Raw genomic sequence first — 17,080 nt, 5'->3', positions numbered from 1 at the left:
GTTTTCTTCACGCGAACCGGTGTCCACTTCGCTCGAAAACGCTCTAGCTGCATGAAGCTTTTGTAACGGGCCGCTACCGTCGCCCCAACGTCGCACGCCCCAGGAAATCCGTGAGCGCCTTGCGGTCCTCGACCGACCCGATCCGCTGCTCCGGCATTTTTGTGCCCGGCGTATAGGTATTCGGGCCGAGCTCGAAGAGCCTTGCCACCGTTTCGGGAGTCCAGACGATATCCATTTTCGTCAGCGCGTTGGAGAAGCGATATCCCGGCAACGACGCAATCCTGCGACCATACAGGCCATCGAGCGTGGGGCCGGCGCGCTGCGGCTCCTCCGCGGACAGCGTGTGGCACGCAATACACGCCCTAAACACCAGGGCGCCGCGATCTCCCGCATAGGGCGCCAGGGGATCGCTTTGCGCAGCCCGCAGCGACGAGCCGATTGGATCGCCCGTCCGCGCGTTCCAGCGCCGGATCCTGCCGTCCGCGCCCCCCGTCAGCAATGTTGCATTGTCGGGCAGGAATGCCACCGACCAACCCGGCGCTCCCTGAGCGACCAGCGTTTGCACGATGCTCCGCGCCTTTCGGTCGATGACGGAGACGCCTCCGCCAATTCCGGTTGCCGCGATCAACGTGCCGTCCGTGGAGAGCGCCAACGCGACGATCGGGGTCGACCCGGCCGCAAGCTCGCCGGTCTCATGCCCGTTCGATGTTAGAAATCGGATCTTCCCGTCGCCTCCGCCCGCGATGATTTCGCCGTCGGGCGCGACTGCCACGGCGTTGAGAGGTGACGGGAGCAGGACGACATCCGGCGTTCCTGCCGCCATCGGCCAGATCCTCAACTCGCAGTCGTAACCGACGCTGACCAGCGATTGTCCATCGGCAGAGAAGGCAACTCCGTTCACGTTCTGTGTATGCCCTTTCAGCACCTGCGACGCGCCGTCGGCGAGTGACCAGACGCCAACCGTATGGTCCCATGACGCCGTGGCGAGCTTCGTTCCGTCCGGCGAGACGACGAGTGAAACGATTGGCGCCTGATGGCCCTCGAAAATCTGATTCGGCTGCTCCCGGCCGGAGGTCCAGATCGCGATCCGCGCGTCGGCTCCGGCGGTCGCCATTCGTCCATCCCTGAGGAAGACGACCGCATTCACCGCATCGGAGTGAAAACGCAGGACTTGTTCGGCGGATTCGGTCTTCAGTGACCATCGAATTGCCGATGTGTCGAAGCTGCCTGACAGAGCACTGTTGCCATCACTCGAGATCGCAATCGCCCGAACGGGTCCGCCATGACCCGCGAGTTGACCTTGCGCCGCCGTTGCATCAAATGCCCACAGGGCGGCAACGACGCACAGATTTGAGAGCCAGTTCATCGGCGGCTCGCGGGTCGGCTCCGGCACGTTGCCGTTGCCCTGCAGGATAGCTTGCACGCGCTTGACCGGGGTCAACAACGAGAGCCGTCGTTCGGTTTCCATGCTGCGCCGCGGGATTGGATCAGCCCCGCTACTCAATGCCGCAATGGCGTCTTGTCGGCTTGAACCTACGGGCACCGGCTCCTAAGCTGAACCTGAAGCGTCAAGGATGACGGCATGCAAATACGACCCAAGACGTATCTGCATCTCATTTCGCTGTGGCGGTCACTTCGCAATTCGATTTCGCCACACGGTGGCGACGTGCCCCGTGAAACGTCACCATCGCTCATTTTTGTCGCGGTCGTGCTGACGTCTCTCCTGGCTATCCTGGAGGTCGACCTTCATCGAGGTGAATTGGAATCGCTTGGCCTACTCCGAAGCCACGACTCACCTCCAGCCTCCTTCTTAGGCCCGTAGCGTTCGTCGCCCGACCAGGCTTCAATCTGAAGCGTGCCCTCAGCGTTGATCCCGGCTGCGGGTCGCTTCGCCTGACAGGTGGCTGTCTAGCGCGTCGTCTCTCTCGGGAAGACCAAGGACCGGTCGTCAAAGTCCTCGGCCGGCAACTTGGCAGCGCCGCGCTGTAGTTCCTGCAATGTCGAACTGCTTGCCATATCGGCCCGCCCGACCGACGAGACCGAGTGTGATCGCGGGATGCCGAGCACTACGGTAACAAACGCTAAAACGGTGAAGGCCGCTACCATCAGACCTTTCATGCGAAATCTCCGTTCGGTTGGAGCTGCCCCCGAAGAAGTTTTGCAATGATCTGATTAGTGCTGACCGCAGCATCGCGATGTGAACCGCCTCACATGCCCTGGAAATTTTCCACTTAGCGCCTTTCGGGTTCCGCCCGAAGTCGACGGCAATGGCGCCCTGCGCGATGCCGACGAGATCGAACTGGCCGAGGAACTTGCTGTCGGCAGCCATCTCGCGCTCGCCTTGGAGACCCGGATCGTCACGGCATTCTGGTTGCCCTCGCGATCTGCACAAGTCACTGGGGAAAGCTGCGCCTGCGGCCCAGCGCAGATCTTAGCGGCGGGGTATGTAGCCTGCGGCGTTGCGGTCCCAGGTGTCGGCTGTCATTCCGGCCTCTCGCAGCACAACCTTTCTGATCTTGCCGTTCTCGGTGAGCGGCATCTCGGTGACAATCCGGACAAAACGCGGAATGGCGAAGTAGGCTATCTGTCCCTCGCAATGCGTGACCACATCGATGGCCTCGAGCGCATGGCCGGGCCGGAGCTGGACCGCCGCAGCAACTTCATCCTCGCCAAGTTCGGATGGCAGCGGATAGATGGCGCAAGCCGCAATCGCCGGATGTCTCAGCAGGACCTGCTCGACCTCCCATGACGAAACATTCTCGCCGCGCCGGCGGATCGAATCTTTCATCCGGTCGGCGAAATGATAGTGACCGTCGGTGTCGCGCATGACGAGGTCACCGGTGTGAAACCAGAGATTCCGCCAGGCCTCGACCGTCTTCTCGGGCATTCCGAAATAGCCCGTCGCGAATGCGAACGGCTCGCGCGCACGCAGCAGCAATTCGCCGGCGATGCCGTCCGGCAGCACCGTATCGTCGGGATCGACGATACGGGCTTCCACGCCGTCGGCGAGATAACCCATGGTGCCCGGGCGATCGGACGGGATCGGGCTTGCGAACACGAAATTGGTTTCAGTCGAGCCATAGCCATCGAGCAGCGGCACATCGAAACGCGCCAGAAACGGACCGTGAAACCGGCCGGGCACGCCGCCGCCGAGCGCGACGCGAAGCTGGTGCGCGGTGTCATTTTCGGAGGGCGGCTGCGCCAGCAGCATCACGGCCATCGCGCCAAGCAGATAGCCAACCGTCGCCCGATGCCGTCGCGCCGCGGCCCAGAAGCCGGAGGCGGAGAATTTCGGCTCGAGCACGTAGGTGCAGCCGTTCAGGAGCGCCTGATAGAATGCGTTCAGCGCATTGGTGTGAAACAGCGGGAGCGTGGTGAAAAGGACATCGCCCTCGACGATGCCGAGCGCGCGTGCCGAATAGACCCCCCACCAGAACATCTGCGCCTGCGGGCAGCAAACGCCCTTGGATGGTCCTGTCGTGCCTGACGTATAGAGGATCGCGACCGTGTCGCCGGGCCGGGCCTGCGCAGGCGGCACTCCCTCCCCGAGCGGAGGTAGTGGCGCGATCGGCCCCGGCATGGAGAAGGGCTCGCCGCCCTCTCCGATCGTCCAGATCACACCGGGCGGCGCGACATCGCTCTCCAGCGTTGCGACGGCCGGCCTGAAGGGTGCCTCGACGACGAGCAGCTTCGGTCCGGAATTGCGCAAGATATGGCTGAGCTGGATCCCGCGCAGCGCCGTGTTGATCGGCACGCAGACGGCCCCCATCCATGCGCAGCCGAGATAGACCTCAAGAAATTCCGGCCGGTTCGAGCAGATCAGGGCGACACGGTCACCGGCGCGAATTCCGGCTCGCATCAACCGCGCGGCCGACGCAGCCGCAATGCTGGCGGTCTCGGCATAGCTCCATCGCGTCTCGCCAAAGACAAAAAGCGTGCCATCTCCGTACCGTGCGGCCTGCCGCGTCAGAACAGTCGAGAGGATTCGGTCCGCCGGCGGGAAACGCTCGGCCGCCTGCGACCAGACTGGCCGGCCTGATCGCAGCCCGGACACGTTGCTGTCACCTGCCTGCACACGCATCTCCACCGCCTTGCCACGCCGATGGGCCGATATCGCCACTGGCCAGCGAGATAGTTTAGGCTTAAAGTATTCACGAAAGCTGCCGCCACAGCAAGGGCTGCGCGCGGGTTCCGGTCGTGATCTGGTGCAGGACTGGAGGCATCAACAGGAGCACTCCCCGCGATGAGCCCTGAGTTTCCCTATCGATCGCCCTCCGATGCCTTCATGGCATCGGCCGCAAGACGTCCGGACGCGCCGTTCCTGCTTGCGCCTGCCAGCGCGCAATTGCCCTACGCGCCCGACGGATTTGACATCGCGTACGGGGCGTTCAAGGCGGAGATCGATCGCCTGCGCGTGGAATATGCGGCTGCGGGCTATGGACGAGGCGCGCGGGTTGCCCTGCTGCTGGAAAATCGCCCTGTGTTCTTCCTGCATTGGCTCGCGCTCAATGCGCTCGGGGTCTCGATCGTCCCGATCAACCCGGACATCCGCCCGGATGAGCTGTCGTTCCAGCTCGAACTGTCGGAAGCGGACCTGCTGGTGGCAACGCCGGATCGTATCCAGGTGACCAAGGATGCGGTGCTCGGGCGCGCCCGCCTGATCGACACCGACGGCCACATTCCGTCATGTCAGAGCGAGGTCGCAGCCCAACAGCCCGACTTCAACGACGAGTGCGCGCTATTGTTCACCTCCGGCAGCACCGGCAAGCCGAAGGGCTGCATGCTCTCGAACCGCTATTTCCTGCAGGTTGCCGATTGGTATCTCGCGCAGGGCGCGCGTCGCCACGCTGCAGCCGGATCGCGAGATCAATCTGACGCCTTTGCCGATGTTCCACATGAACGCGCTGGGCTGCAGCGCGGTCGGGATGATGGTGCTCGGCGGCGCCGTGGTGCCGCTCGACCGCTTTCATGCCAACCGATGGTGGCAGTGCGTGGCTGACAGCGGCGCGACCGTCGTGCATTGCCTCGGCGTCATCCCGGCCATCCTGCTGCAGCTGCCGGCGACCGAGGTCGAACGGCAACATCGCGTGCGCTTTGCCTTCGCCCCCGGCGTCGATGTCCGCCACCGCGCCACATTCGAGGAGCGTTACCGCATCCCGATCGTCGAGGCCTGGGCGATGACCGAGACCGGCGGCGCCGCAGCCACGACCACCGCGCGCGAGCCGGCGGGCTTTGGCGCACGCTGCGTCGGCCGGCCGTCTGATAGCATGGAGTATCGCCTCGTCGACGACCAGGGCGCCGACGTCGCACTCGGCAAGCCCGGCGAGTTGCTGGTCCGCGCCAAGGGCGACGCGCCGCGCGCAGGATTCTTCAGCGGCTACCTGAAGGACGAGGAGGCCACCGAAGCCGCCTGGCAGGACGGCTGGTTCCACACCGGAGACCTGGTGTTCGCCGACCACGACGGGCTGATGTATTTCTTCGATCGCAAGAAGACCATCGTGCGGCGCAGCGGCGAGAACATCGGCGTGCTCGAGGTCGAAAGCGCGCTTTACATGGATACTCGCATCGGCGGCTGCGCAGTCACGCCCGTTCCCGATGACTTCCGCGGTGAGGAGGTCTTCGCCTTCATCGTGCCCAATGCGACGGTCGACGACGCCGACATGCTCGCGACCTCGATCGTCAAGGCCTGCGCCGAACGCCTCGCCTATCACAAGGTGCCGGGCTATGTGGCGATCGTCGACGAGCTGCCGCTGTCATCGACGCGCAAGCTCGCACGCGGCGAGATCAAGACACTCGCGGCCGCCGCCGTTGCCGCCAATCGCGCGATCGACATGCGTCAGCTCAAGGCGAAGCTGCGCCACGCCTGAACCCAGGCTGCCGCTGTCACGGCAGCAGCTTGTATTTCCCGCCTTCGATCTGGACCATGATCCGCGCGCGGTCGTCGACGCCGTGGCGATCCGCTGGCGTGTAGCTGTAGATGCCGTGCGCGCCGACCACATCCTTGGTCGTGAACAGCGCCTCGCGCAGCGCATTGCGGAAGGCCGGCGTGCCCGGCGCCGCACCTGTTGCCTTGGCGCGCCTGGCGGCATCGATGAACACCAGCCAGCCGTCAAAGGCATAAGGTGAGAACGCATCGCCGGCGGCTCGCCATTGGCCTTTTCATAGGCCGCGCGGAACGCAAGCGCGACCTTGTGGATCGGATTGCTCTCGGGAAGCTGCTCGGCTGCCGTCACCGGTCCGGTCGGACAGATGATGCCCTCCGCCGACTTGCCGGCGAGCCGAAGGAAATCGGCACTGATCATGCCGTGATTGCCGTAGAGCGGCCCCTTGTAACCGCGCTCGGACAGCGCGATCACGGGCAGCGCGCCTGGTGTGCCGGTGCCGCCCAGCATGATCGCATCGGGGCGGACGGACAGCGCACGCAACACCTGCGCCGTGACCGAATTGTCGGAGCGCGCATAGCGCTCGTTCGCGGTCACCTTGATCCCGGCCTTCTCGGCGCTTTGCACCAGCGAATTGTACATCAGGTCGCCGAACGCGTCGGAGAAGCCGATGAACGCCACGGTCTTCACGCCGCGGCCCTTCATGTGATCGACGATGCCCTGGACCAGCAGCGGCGTCGGCTGCGGCGTCTGCACCACCCATGGTCCGCCCTCGCCTGCCGGCACCGGCGCGATCGGCGAGATCGCGACCATCGGCACCTTCATCTCGACCGCAACCGTGGCCATGGCCAGCGTCTGCGGCGCGCCCGACGTTCCGATCAGGAAGTCGACGTGCTCCTGCTCCACCAGCTTGCGCGCGTTGCGCGTCGACGCCGCCGGGTCCGAGCCGTCATCGAGCTGGATGACGCGGACTTTTTCGCCATCGACCTCGCCGATATACGCCTGGCCCGCAGCCAGCCCCTTGGCGTTCGGCACGCCGATCGAGGACACCGGGCCGCTCAGCCCGGTCACGAATCCAACCAGGATTTCAGCACGGGCCGGCATCGCGGCGCCGAGCAGCAGCGCGGCGCCGACCAACAAAGTTGTCTTGTTCATGATCTCACTCGATGTGGACGAAAAGGCTCCAGCGCTACGTGGCAGGCACCAGCGCAAGCACGCGCAGCGGACTACCCGAACCGTTCTGGATCTTCAACGGCGCGGCGATGATCACCGCGCCGGTCGCTGGAAGCTGATCGAGATTGCGCAGGCACTGCAGGCCGTAGCGCCCGCCGCCGTGCAGGAAATGGTGCCCGGATAGGGTGGATCGAGATGACCGGCCTGTCCGGCGTCGGTCCCGATCGTCTCGGTGCCAAGGCCGATGATGCCGCGCTCCTCGACCAGCCATCGCATCACGGCGGCATCAGGCCCCGGCGTATGTGCACCGTCGTCCTTCAGATTGGCGTAGTCGCGCCAACCCTTCTTCGACCAGTCGGTGCGCAGCAGAACCCAGTGCCGTTGCGGAATCCGTCCATGACGGCCTTCCCAGGCCTCGACCGCAGGAATCGTCAGCAGGAAGTCCGGATTTTGCGCTGCCTCGGCCGAGCAGTCTATCACGCATGCCGGCGCGATCATGTCGCGCACCGGCAGCGTGTCGACCGAATTGTTCGGCAGGTCCTTGCCGGTGAACCAGTGGATCGGCGCGTCGAAATGCGTACCGGTGTGCTCGCCGAGGGTCAGGTTGTTCCAGTACCAGGCGGGGCCCGCGGCATCGTACTGCGAAATCCGCTGGATCCGCACCGGCGCGGCCTGTCCGAACTCGGGAGGCAGCACGATGACAGGAAAATCGGGGCTGAGCGTGAAAGTCAGGTCGACGACACGCACCGCGCCGGACGCGATCGCGCCGGCAAACTGCGTCAGATTGTTGCTATCCATTGCGCCTCTCCCGTTCTTTTTTCGATCAGCTCGCTCATGCCCCAAGCTCACGCTCGACCGCCTTGGGATTGGCCGCAAGGCGTTGGCGGATCTCCTCTGCAATATCGCCCACGAACACATCTTCCAACCCGCGCTTGAGCGCCGACACGATGGCGCTGGCGACCACACGAGGCGCGACCTTCGGCGACGGCACGGTCTGGAACCACTCGATATCGAGCGGGCCGGTGAAGACGTTCACGACCTTGACACCGCCGGGCCGGAACTCGGCGCGCAAGCAATGGGACAGCGAAAGCGCGGCGGCCTGTGAGGCCGAGTAGGCACCGAACACCGGCCAGTTCGCCAGCGCATATACCGACAGGATATTGACCCAGGCGGCGGCGCTGTTGACGCCATCCGCGCCGCGCATCCGCATTGCCGGTCCGAACGCCTGCGCCAGATGCACGAAGCCGAGATACGTCTGGTCGATCTCGTCGCGCACGATGCTGGTGCCCTGGCGATCGAGCAGGCCGCCGGCGCGCACATGCTCGGCAGTGTTGACGAGGATGTCGACCTTGCCGCCGATATCGGCCGCGAGGTCCGCAACCGACTTCTCATCACCAATGTCGAGCGGCACGATTTCGACGCCCTCAAGCGCGCGTAACGCCTCTTCGCCACGGAACGGCTTCCACGGTTCTGCGACACCGACGAACACGATCGACGCGCCGGCCGCCTTCAGTGCGGCCACCACTTCCTGGCCGACAATACTCCGTCCATTGGTAACCAGAACGCGCCGGAACTTCGGATCGGCGGTCATCTCACGCCACTGCCTGTCGTCCGTCATGTTGGGGGTCTCACGTTCGGGGTGCGCGAAAGCCACGGCCTGTCCGCCCTTGTCCAATTGGAACGACATCACGACCGGCTGGCCCTCCGCACAATCGGCATGCAAATGGGTCACCAGCCGCGGCCCGCAATCCATCGCGACCAGGCCGACCCGCCATGGCGCGCGCTCGCGGAAATGCACGTCGGCCGGGATGTGCAGTGTGGTCGCGGAGAGGAGCGTGCCGTGCCGCGGCGCGTCTGTGAAGGCGAGATCGGCGGAAAGGCAAGCAGGGCACGCATCGCGCGCCGGATAGCAGAAGGTCGCGCAGGCGCTGCAGCGCTGCAGCATGAATCGTCCTTCCGCGGCGGCGCGCGTCAACCCGTGCGAGGTGCGGCTGCGCGACCGCGGCGGCGATGTCGGCAGCCGCGTCCGAGCTAACGGATTTTTCCGGCGCGGCTTTGCGAGCGGCTCGATCATGCGCCTGGTCCTGCGAGAATCGCCGCGCCCGAGGCGAGGCCGCGATCATAATTGATCATTCCGAAGCCCGACGCCAAGCCGATGCGCGCATCCTTGACCTGGGTCGGACCAGCGAGCCCCAGCACCTGCCGCAGGGCCTCGACCACCCCGAGATAGGCGCCGCCGGCCCCCGCCTGCCCGACCGACAATTGGCCGCCCGAGGTGTTGTGCGGGAAGGAGCCGTCGATCGTCAGGTCATGCTGGCGCACGAAATCCGGTCCCTCGCCCTTGCGGCAGAAACCGAGGTCCTCGAACTGCATCATCGAGATCACAGGGTAATCGTCGTAGGTCTCGACGAAGTCGAGATCGTCCGGCTTGACGCCGGCCATCGCGTAGAGCTCATCGATGTCCATCGCCCAGCCGCCACGCACCTGGACCGGATCATCGCCGAATGCGTTGTGGCGCTCGATCGTGGCGAGGATTTTGGCGCCCCGCAGATTCAGCGACGCTGCGACGTCCTCGGTCATCACCAGGAAGGCCTCCGCGCCGGCGCATGGCATCACGCAATCGAACAAATGGATCGGATCGGCGATCGGCCGCGCCGCCATGTATTGCTCGACGGTCAGCGGCGTCTTCATCAGGGCGTTGGGATTGCGCAGCGCGTTTGTGCGCTGCGCGACCGCGATCTTGCCGAAATCCTCACGCCGCGCGCCGAACATCCGCATATAGTTGCGCGCGATCAGCGCAAAGCTCGCATTGGCGCCGCCGGCGCCATAGGGATAGACCGCGTCCTGGTTGAAGCGCGAAAAATTCTCCAGCGTGGTGCGGAACGAATCGACGTGGTTGGTGTCGCCGGCCACGCAGGCCACGATGCGGGCATCACCCGCCTGCACCGCCCGCGCGGCGCGTCGCAGGGCGGCAATCGCGCTCGCGCCGCCCAGCGGTATGGTGTCGAGCCAGCGCACGCACAGGCCGAAATGCTGGGTGAGACCGATTCCACTGTCGAGCCCGGCCGTGAAGCTCGAAACGCAGAACCCGTCGATATCGCGCGGCGTGATCCCGGCACCATCGACGAGCGATTTCAGCGCCCGCCCGATCCACCATTGCGCGCTCTCGATCGAGTAGCGCACGTAAGGGATCGTTACGGGAGGCCGTCACCGACACCTACATCCATGTGAAGCCGGGCGAGTTCGTCTCGATCGTCGGACCTTCGGGCTGCGGCAAGTCCACGTTCCTCAATGCGGTGGCGGGCTTTCTCAAGCCCACCACGGGCACTATCACGGTCGACGGCGAGCGCGTGAGCGGCCCCAGCGCCGAGCGCGGCATGGTGTTCCAGCAATACTCGCTGTTCCCCTGGAAGACGGTGCGGGAAAACGTCGAGTTCGGCCTGAAGATGCGCGGCATGCCGCGCTCACAGCGCGAGCGCGCCGCGCGCACCCTGCTCGGCCTCTCCGGGCTCGAGGCCTTCGAAAAGCACTATCCGGAAAAGCTCTCCGGCGGCATGAAGCAGCGCGTCGGCATCGTGCGCGCGCTCGCCACGGGCCCGAAGGTGCTGCTGCTGGATGAACCCTTCGGCGCGCTCGACGCGCAGACGCGCGTCATCATGCAGCAGATCCTCACCAACATGTGGCAGCGGCTGAAGATCTCGGTGCTGTTCGTGACGCACGACATTGATGAGGCGATCTTCCTTTCCGATCGCGTCTACTGCATGACCGCCCGCCCTGGTTCGATCAAGGCCGAAATCCCGATTCCGCTGGAGCGGCCGCGTCAGCAGTCGATGATGATGTCCTCCGAATTCCTGGCCCTGCGCCGTGGACTGATGTCACTGATCCGCGAGGAGAGCCTGAAGGCCATGGGCGGCGAGATCAATGATCTCGGCATGCAGGGCTTGAACATCGAACTGCACGGCCATTCGCTGGCCGAGATACTTTAAGCGCGAACATCCCTGCCGACCTTCGAAGCCCGAGCCGGCTGCGCATCCCGTCCTAGATGAAGCTCTCAAACGCCATCCGCTGCGCGGGCGTCAAATGCAGGCCGTGCTTGGTACGCCGATCCAGGAAGTCGGCGGACCCTCTCGCCCACTCCTTCTCGCGAAGATACACCGCTTCGCGTTCATAGAAGTCACCGCCGAAATGGCGGCCCAGATCGCTGGAGATGCGAGCCGAACTCAAGAGCTCACGCGCGCGCGTGCCGTAAAGGCGCGCATAGTGCTGGACGAGCTTCCGCGGCAGATCGGGATAGTCGCGCGCCAGCCCATTTGAGAAATCATCAAAGCTGCCGCCGATGTCGCCGCCCGGCAGCGGCCGATCCGCGGTCCAGGCCGACGACATCTTGGGAAACCACGGCGCGAGCCGCTGCAGCGCCTGCTCCGCCAGCCGGCGGTAGGTCGTGATCTTGCCGCCGAAGATCGAGAGCAGCGGCGGCGCGCCCTCGGCGCCGTGAATCTCGAACACATAGTCGCGCGTCACGGCCGACGGATTGTCAGCATAGTCGTCATAGAGCGGCCGGACTCCGGAGAAGGCGTGCACAATCTCGCCCGGTTGCGGCGGCGTCCGGAAATAGCGGCGCAGCACCTGCAACAGATAATCGGTCTCGTCCTGGTCGATCGCGACGTCCTCGGCGCGCCCCTGATAGGGAATGTCGGTGGTGCCGATCAGCGCCAGATCGCCCTCATAGGGGTTGACGAAGATCACCCGGCGGTCGCTATTTTGCAGCAGATAGGCCTGCGGCCCATTCCAGAATTTCGGCACCACGATGTGGCTGCCCTTGACCAGCCGCACGCTCTGGGCGGAGTTCAGTCCCGCCACGCCCTGGATGACGTCCTGAACCCATGGTCCGGCGGCGTTGACCAGCGCGCGGGATCGTACAACCTGCGTCGCGCCGCCCTCGCTCTGCATCTCGAGCAGCCAGACTTCGCCGTCGCGGCGCGCGCGCACTGCCCGCGTGCGCGGCGGAATGCAGGCGCCGTTCTCTGCCGCATCGATCAGATTGAGGATCACCAGCCGGGCGTCGTCGACCCAGCAGTCGGAATATTCAAAGCCTTGGCGGAATTCCTCTTGCAGCGGCGCACCTTCCGGGGCCCGCGACAGATCCAGGCTGCGGCTCGCCGGAAGTTGCTTGCGGCCGCCGAGATGGTCGTAGAGCAACAGCCCGGTGCGGACCAGCCACGCCGGCCGCTGCTCCGGCGAATGCGGCAGCACGAAGCGCATCGGCCAGATGATGTGGGGCGCGGAGGCGAGCAGCACCTCGCGCTCGATCAATGCCTCGCGCACCAGGCGGAACTCGTAATATTCGAGATAGCGCAGCCCGCCATGGATCAGCTTGCCCGAGCGCGACGAGGTGCCCTCGGCGAAATCGTCCTTCTCGCAGAGCAGGACCTTCAGCCCGCGGCCGGCGGCGTCGCGGGCGATGCCGGCGCCGTTGATGCCGCCACCAACGATTGCGAGATCGACCAGTCCATAGTCCCCGCCGGCGGCCGGCGCAGTCCCTGTCATCGCCTGCCGCTACGCCGCTTCTCGGCGCGGCGCGGCGCGGCCTTTGCCGTCGCGCGGGCCTTGTTCGGCTTTGGCGCCTGCAAGCCGTAGGTGGAGAATCCCCTCGCGGTGTCGGCAATCTCCTCGTCGGTCAGGATGACGCGCGACTCAAGCGCGAGCGAAAGGTAATACTGCCGTGCGATGGTCTCGAGTTCGACCGCGAGCCACATCGCCTTGTCAAGATTGGCGCCGAGCGCAATCATGCCGTGGTTGGCAAGTAGGCAGCCATTGCGTCCTTCAAGCGCGGCGATCGCATGGTCGGACAGTTCCTTGGTGCCGTAGCGCGCATAGCCGGCGCAGCGGATGTCGGTGCCGCCGAAAGCCGCCATCATGTAGTGGCAGGCCGGGATCGGCTTGCGCGCGATCGCGAGCACGGTCGCGTAGGTCGAGTGGGTATGGACGATGGCGCCGACATCGGGCCGGGCGCGCGTGATGTCGAGATGGAAGCGCCATTCGGTAGACGGCTGCAGCGGCCCCTCCCACGCGCCGTAGTCGCCTTCGAGCGGCATCGACGCGATCATCTCCGGCTTCATCGAATCATAGGGGGTCGCCGAAGGCGTGATCAGCATCCGGTCCTTGTAGCGGGCGGAGATATTGCCAGATGTCCCCTGGTTGAGACCCGACGCATTCATCCATCGACACTTGGCAATGATCGCCTCGCGCAATTGTCGTTCCTCACGGGTCATACGGACTGCCTTTCCTCTTCAGCACGGATGGAGTGGCGGTTCGCCGGCCAGGAAGCGGCGAACCTCTTCGGCCGCCTGCTCGGCGGCCACGGTGACGGTACGCACGGAGGCTCCGGCGATATGCGGCGTCAGCGTGACGTTGGGAAGCTGCAGCAACGGCCAGTCCGCCGGGACCGGCTCGACCGCAAAGGTGTCGAGCATGGCGCCGCCGAGATGTCCCGATGCCAGCGCATCGTGCAGCGCCTCGTAATCGACCAACGGACCGCGCGCGGTGTTGATCAGGAACGCGCCCTGTTTGATCCGCGCCAGCGCGTCGCGCCCGATAAAGCGGGTGGTCTCCGGCGTAACCCGCGCGTGCAACGTGATGATATCGGCGCGGCCGAGCAATTCGCCGAGCCCGACATGCTCGACGCCGTCGTTGCGGTCCTGGGCGCTGAGCTGGACATAGGGGTCGGCGACCAGGATCTTGCAGCCGAAGGCTTTCAGCAGCTTCACGACGCGGCTGCCGATCGCGCCATAACCAACGATGCCCACCGTCATCTCGCCGAGCTCGCGCCCGGTGCGGTCGGCGCGATAGAGATCGCCGCGCCATTCCCCGCCGCGCAGCGCCTCGTGGCCGCTGCGGATCAGGCGCGTCTCGGCAAGAATCGCGCCGATAGTGAACTCCGCCACTGCGCTCGCATTGCGGCCGGGCGTATTGACCACCAGCACGTTGTGGTCGCGCGCCGCCTGCATATCTATGTTGACCGGACCGCCCCGCGACACCGCGATGAACTTCAGCTTCGGCAGCCGTTCCAGCATCGAGCGCGAGATCGGCGCCAGGTGGGTGACGAGCAGCTCGGCATCGCCGACAAAGTCCATGATCTCGTCCGGCCGTCCCATGAACTCCTTCAGGCCATCGAGCTTCGAACCGGCATAACCGTGCTCCATCGGCTCATCCGGCCAGGGCTGCTCCAGGGTGCGGATATCGACGCCATTGCCGCAGGCCGTCCGGATGTGCTCGGCAAACACCGCGGGCAGCATGAAGCGGTCGCCGACAATGGCGATGGGCTTAGACATGATCGCCTCCGGCGCGCAGCGCGGCGAGTTGCTTCCAGACCGGTCGCGACGCCAGCCTCGCATCGAGATAGGTCGGGAAGATGCTGGCGTAGCGCTTCGCCAGCGCAGCGTCAGGCGATTGCGGGGGACTGAGATGCGGCGCAACCCAATGCTCGGCGCAGGCGCGCATGTCGGGATAGGCATCGATCGCGACAGCGGCGATCATCGCCGCACCCGCGGCGCCGGCCTCGCCGCGGCTGCAGATGCGGATGTCGCAATCCAGTGCGGCGCCGAGGATCACGCCAAGCGCGCGGCTCTTCGCCGCGCCACCGGTGATCCTGACATCGCGCGGCAACGAACCCATCGCGGCATAGCAATCCCGTGCGGCGAAGGCCAAACCTTCCATCACGCCACGCATCAAATCTCCATAGCGGTGGCGCGAGCGCAGGCCGAAGAATTGCGCGCTGGCCTCATGCGAGACGAACGGACCACGCTCGCCGGCATCGGAGATGAACGGATGGAACAGCACCTCGCCGGGCCTGGCCTGCAGCACCTGATCGTCGAGCCGTCCGATCAGGTCGGCGCGCGTGCGCGTCACGCCTTCCGCCGCCAGCAAGTCGCATGCGAGATCGAGCATCCAGTCGATGTTCAGCGTCGCCGCCATGTTCGACTGCATCTGGGCATAGTGACCGGGCACCGGGAACGGCATGGTGTAGCCGGTTGCCTCCCGGTTCAGCGTCACCGCGTCTGCGCTCCGGACCAGCCGCATATGCATGCCGGTCGAACCGATGATGGTGCAGCCGACATCCGGTGACGGATCGTAGAGCCCGGCACCGAGCGCGTTGCAGATCACGTCGACATAGCCAAGGCAGACCGGCACGCCTTCCGGCAGGCCGGTCTCGATCGCGGCCGCCGCGGTGAGCGGATGCGTTGCGACCGCACCGTCAACGACTTGCGGGAACAGGCGGGTCAGGTCGGCGATACCGATCAACCGCGCCGTCTCCGCATCAAAGCCGCGCTTGCGGTAATCGCCGCAGGAGAAGGTGGCTTCCGATGGATCGGTTGCGCGCTCGCCGGTGAGCAGGAAATAGAGCCAGTCCTTGCAATGGAAGGCAGTGGTTGCCCTCGCAATCGTGTCGGGCACGTGCGCTTGAAGCCACGCCAGTTGCGGCCCCTGCTGGCAGGCAATGAGCCCGGAGCCCGTACGCCGGTAAAGCGGCGCGTTGCGCTCGCTGCCGCGGATCTCCTCGACCAGCCGCCCGGCGCGAGAGTCCAGCCACAGCAGCGCCGGCGCAACCGGCCGGCCATCGTCATCGATCAGCCAGGTGCCGTCGCCCTGCCCGGTCACCGCGATTGCCGCAATCCGCGCCGACAAGTCCGGCAAGGCGTTCGCGAGAGCGCGAATGACCGCAACCGTATCGCTCCAGGTCCGCGCCATGTCCTGCACGACATGGCCGCCGGCCGGACTGCTGTACACATTCGGCCGCGAAACATCAGCAAGCTGCTCGCCGGCCAGTGTGAACGCCACCGCCTTGATCAGCGAGGTGCCGGCATCAATGCCAATGATGACATCGCGGCTTGCCGAAGCTGTCATCGTCAGGACCCCTCCGCATGGCGAATGCAGGTTCCGTCGCTTCCAAAGATGTGCAGGTGACGCGACTCCAGCGCGAAGGAGACAATGTCGCCCGGCCGCGCGGCGACGCGGCCGGGGGTGACCGCGATCAGCATGCGACCACCGCAATCGCCTGCGACATGCGACTGATCGCCGAGCCACTGGTTGGAGACGACCTTGACCCTGACGTCGCCGGTCCCGACCACGATCTTCTGCGGACGAATGCCGATCCGGACCTCTCGCATGCTGGTGAGCGCCTTCGCCGCCTCACTGTCGAGCCCGGCACCGCTGATTTCGAAACCCATGTCTGTTCCGACCGACAGGCGAAAGCCGCCATCCGAGCGCGTTACCTCGGCGTCGAGCAGATTCATCGGCGGCTCGCCGATGAAGCTCGCAACGAACAAATTGGCGGGCCGGCCCTTCAGCTCCCTCTCGCTGGCGAACTGCTGCAGCACGCCGCCCTCCATCACCGCGATACGGTCGGCCAGCGCACTCGCTTCGGTCTGGTCGTGGGTGACGAAGATCGCGGTCATGCCACGCTCGGCAAGCAGGCTCTTGATCCGGCCGCGCAGCACCGCGCGCAGCTGCGGTTCGAGCTGCCCCATCGGCTCATCGAGCAGATAGAGATCGGCGTCGCGCACCAACGCACGCGCCAGCGACACGCGCTGCTGCTGGCCGCCGGAGATCGCGCGCGGATAGCTGTCGAGGATGTCCTCGATTTCGACCAGGCGGGCAATCTCGTCGACGCGACGCGCCATCTCGCCGCGCGGCAGTTGAGCGGATTTCAGCGCGAACGCGATGTTCTCGCGGACCGTGAGCGGCGGATAAAGCGAATAGCCCTCGAAGGCCATCGCCACCTTGCGTCGCGCCGGCGGCAGCTCGTGGATCCGCCGCCCGCCGAGCGCGATCGATCCGGCCGAGACGTCCTCGAACCCCGCGATCATGCGCAAGGTCGAGGTCTTGCCGCAACCTGACGATCCCAGCAGCGCGACGATCTCGCCCTTCCTGACCACCATGTCGAGCGCCTGCACCGCGCACACCGGCGGCTTGCCGCGGCTGCGGTAGACCTTGTCGATGCCTCGAAGCTCGAGCATGTCCATGAC

13 protein-coding genes and 2 pseudogenes are annotated in these 17,080 nt (G+C 65.5%); 3 read left to right on the top strand and 12 right to left on the bottom strand.

Annotation, left to right across the window (positions count from 1 at the left end; genetic code table 11):
• Positions 1 to 73: 73 nt before the first annotated feature.
• From HAP54_RS33375 to HAP54_RS33365, 3 genes and pseudogenes are all read right to left on the bottom strand, one after another.
• Positions 74 to 1,366, bottom strand: a complete 1,293-nt coding sequence (locus HAP54_RS33375; RefSeq protein WP_166306642.1) for a c-type cytochrome — start codon at positions 1,364 to 1,366, stop codon at positions 74 to 76.
• Between the two features lie 915 nt (positions 1,367 to 2,281).
• Positions 2,282 to 2,379, bottom strand: a pseudogene (locus HAP54_RS33370) (Hsp70 family protein); the annotation flags it as partial.
• Positions 2,380 to 2,431: 52 nt separating this feature from the next.
• Positions 2,432 to 4,075, bottom strand: coding sequence for an ATP-dependent acyl-CoA ligase (locus tag HAP54_RS33365; protein WP_224741666.1), 1,644 nt, complete (start codon positions 4,073 to 4,075; stop codon positions 2,432 to 2,434).
• Positions 4,076 to 4,243: 168 nt separating this feature from the next.
• Here HAP54_RS33365 and HAP54_RS33360 point away from each other — a divergent pair, with 168 nt between their 5' ends.
• Positions 4,244 to 4,999 carry a class I adenylate-forming enzyme family protein gene (locus tag HAP54_RS33360; protein WP_210297509.1) on the top strand — a complete coding sequence of 252 codons (756 nt, stop codon included), beginning with the start codon at positions 4,244 to 4,246 and terminating at the stop codon, positions 4,997 to 4,999.
• Positions 4,896 to 5,867: an AMP-binding protein gene (locus HAP54_RS33355; protein WP_283843174.1), complete on the top strand. Its 972-nt coding sequence runs from the start codon at positions 4,896 to 4,898 to the stop codon at positions 5,865 to 5,867. The genes HAP54_RS33360 and HAP54_RS33355 overlap by 104 nt, the downstream gene beginning before the upstream one ends.
• On the opposite strand, the gene HAP54_RS33350 is transcribed toward HAP54_RS33355, so the two are convergent.
• The 4 genes and pseudogenes from HAP54_RS33350 to HAP54_RS33335 all read right to left on the bottom strand — a co-directional run bounded on the left by HAP54_RS33350 (position 5,754) and on the right by HAP54_RS33335 (position 10,238).
• On the bottom strand, positions 5,754 to 7,037 hold the full coding sequence (locus tag HAP54_RS33350) for an ABC transporter substrate-binding protein (RefSeq protein ID WP_312022798.1): 1,284 nt from the start codon (positions 7,035 to 7,037) through the stop codon (positions 5,754 to 5,756). The genes HAP54_RS33355 and HAP54_RS33350 overlap by 114 nt on opposite strands.
• A gap of 34 nt (positions 7,038 to 7,071) precedes the next feature.
• A pseudogene (locus HAP54_RS33345) lies at positions 7,072 to 7,853 on the bottom strand (cyclase family protein).
• A gap of 34 nt (positions 7,854 to 7,887) precedes the next feature.
• Positions 7,888 to 9,129 (bottom strand): SDR family NAD(P)-dependent oxidoreductase, encoded by a 1,242-nt coding sequence (locus HAP54_RS33340; RefSeq protein WP_166294560.1) that lies wholly within the window; start codon positions 9,127 to 9,129, stop codon positions 7,888 to 7,890.
• A complete protein-coding gene (locus HAP54_RS33335) occupies positions 9,126 to 10,238 on the bottom strand; it encodes a thiolase family protein (protein WP_224741667.1) in 1,113 nt (370 codons plus the stop codon). Before HAP54_RS33335 ends, HAP54_RS33340 begins: the two co-directional genes overlap by 4 nt.
• On the opposite strand from HAP54_RS33335, the gene HAP54_RS33330 reads away from it, so the two are divergent.
• A complete protein-coding gene (locus HAP54_RS33330) occupies positions 10,211 to 11,041 on the top strand; it encodes an ABC transporter ATP-binding protein (protein ID WP_166306636.1) in 831 nt (276 codons plus the stop codon). The genes HAP54_RS33335 and HAP54_RS33330 overlap by 28 nt on opposite strands.
• 52 nt (positions 11,042 to 11,093) lie before the next feature.
• Here HAP54_RS33330 and HAP54_RS33325 read toward each other — a convergent pair whose 3' ends face one another.
• From HAP54_RS33325 to HAP54_RS33305, 5 genes are read right to left on the bottom strand one after another with little or no spacing between them, the layout of a single operon-like run.
• Positions 11,094 to 12,602, bottom strand: coding sequence for a glycerol-3-phosphate dehydrogenase (locus HAP54_RS33325; protein WP_166294558.1), 1,509 nt, complete (start codon positions 12,600 to 12,602; stop codon positions 11,094 to 11,096).
• Positions 12,599 to 13,327, bottom strand: coding sequence for a class II aldolase/adducin family protein (locus HAP54_RS33320; protein ID WP_166294556.1), 729 nt, complete (start codon positions 13,325 to 13,327; stop codon positions 12,599 to 12,601). The genes HAP54_RS33325 and HAP54_RS33320 overlap by 4 nt, the downstream gene beginning before the upstream one ends.
• 18 nt (positions 13,328 to 13,345) lie before the next feature.
• Positions 13,346 to 14,386, bottom strand: coding sequence for a 2-hydroxyacid dehydrogenase (locus tag HAP54_RS33315; protein ID WP_166294554.1), 1,041 nt, complete (start codon positions 14,384 to 14,386; stop codon positions 13,346 to 13,348).
• Positions 14,379 to 15,959 carry an FGGY-family carbohydrate kinase gene (locus tag HAP54_RS33310; RefSeq protein WP_166294552.1) on the bottom strand — a complete coding sequence of 527 codons (1,581 nt, stop codon included), beginning with the start codon at positions 15,957 to 15,959 and terminating at the stop codon, positions 14,379 to 14,381. Before HAP54_RS33310 ends, HAP54_RS33315 begins: the two co-directional genes overlap by 8 nt.
• A gap of 2 nt (positions 15,960 to 15,961) precedes the next feature.
• Positions 15,962 to 17,077, bottom strand: coding sequence for an ABC transporter ATP-binding protein (locus tag HAP54_RS33305; RefSeq protein ID WP_414646156.1), 1,116 nt, complete (start codon positions 17,075 to 17,077; stop codon positions 15,962 to 15,964).
• Between the last annotated feature and the right edge of the window lie 3 nt (positions 17,078 to 17,080).

It is taken from the genome of Bradyrhizobium sp. 2S1 (assembly GCF_011516625.5).
Lineage (GTDB): Bacteria > Pseudomonadota > Alphaproteobacteria > Rhizobiales > Xanthobacteraceae > Bradyrhizobium > Bradyrhizobium septentrionale.
The sequence above is the reverse complement of the archived record's forward strand: the minus strand, read 5'-3'. Positions and strand labels throughout refer to the sequence as shown.

What these genes read in the sequence shown, in the direction of transcription:
- HAP54_RS33375 (WP_166306642.1), bottom strand. Translation starts at nt 1,366, where the DNA reads ATGAACTGGCTCTCAAATCTGTGCGTCGTTGCCGCCCTGTGGGCATTT.
- HAP54_RS33360 (WP_210297509.1), top strand. Translation starts at nt 4,244, where the DNA reads ATGAGCCCTGAGTTTCCCTATCGATCGCCCTCCGATGCCTTCATGGCA.
- HAP54_RS33355 (WP_283843174.1), top strand. Translation starts at nt 4,896, where the DNA reads ATGAACGCGCTGGGCTGCAGCGCGGTCGGGATGATGGTGCTCGGCGGC.
- HAP54_RS33350 (WP_312022798.1), bottom strand. Translation starts at nt 7,037, where the DNA reads ATGAACAAGACAACTTTGTTGGTCGGCGCCGCGCTGCTGCTCGGCGCC.
- HAP54_RS33340 (WP_166294560.1), bottom strand. Translation starts at nt 9,129, where the DNA reads ATGATCGAGCCGCTCGCAAAGCCGCGCCGGAAAAATCCGTTAGCTCGG.
- HAP54_RS33325 (WP_166294558.1), bottom strand. Translation starts at nt 12,602, where the DNA reads ATGACAGGGACTGCGCCGGCCGCCGGCGGGGACTATGGACTGGTCGAT.
- HAP54_RS33320 (WP_166294556.1), bottom strand. Translation starts at nt 13,327, where the DNA reads ATGACCCGTGAGGAACGACAATTGCGCGAGGCGATCATTGCCAAGTGT.
- HAP54_RS33315 (WP_166294554.1), bottom strand. Translation starts at nt 14,386, where the DNA reads ATGTCTAAGCCCATCGCCATTGTCGGCGACCGCTTCATGCTGCCCGCG.
- HAP54_RS33310 (WP_166294552.1), bottom strand. Translation starts at nt 15,959, where the DNA reads ATGACAGCTTCGGCAAGCCGCGATGTCATCATTGGCATTGATGCCGGC.
- HAP54_RS33305 (WP_414646156.1), bottom strand. Translation starts at nt 17,077, where the DNA reads ATGGACATGCTCGAGCTTCGAGGCATCGACAAGGTCTACCGCAGCCGC.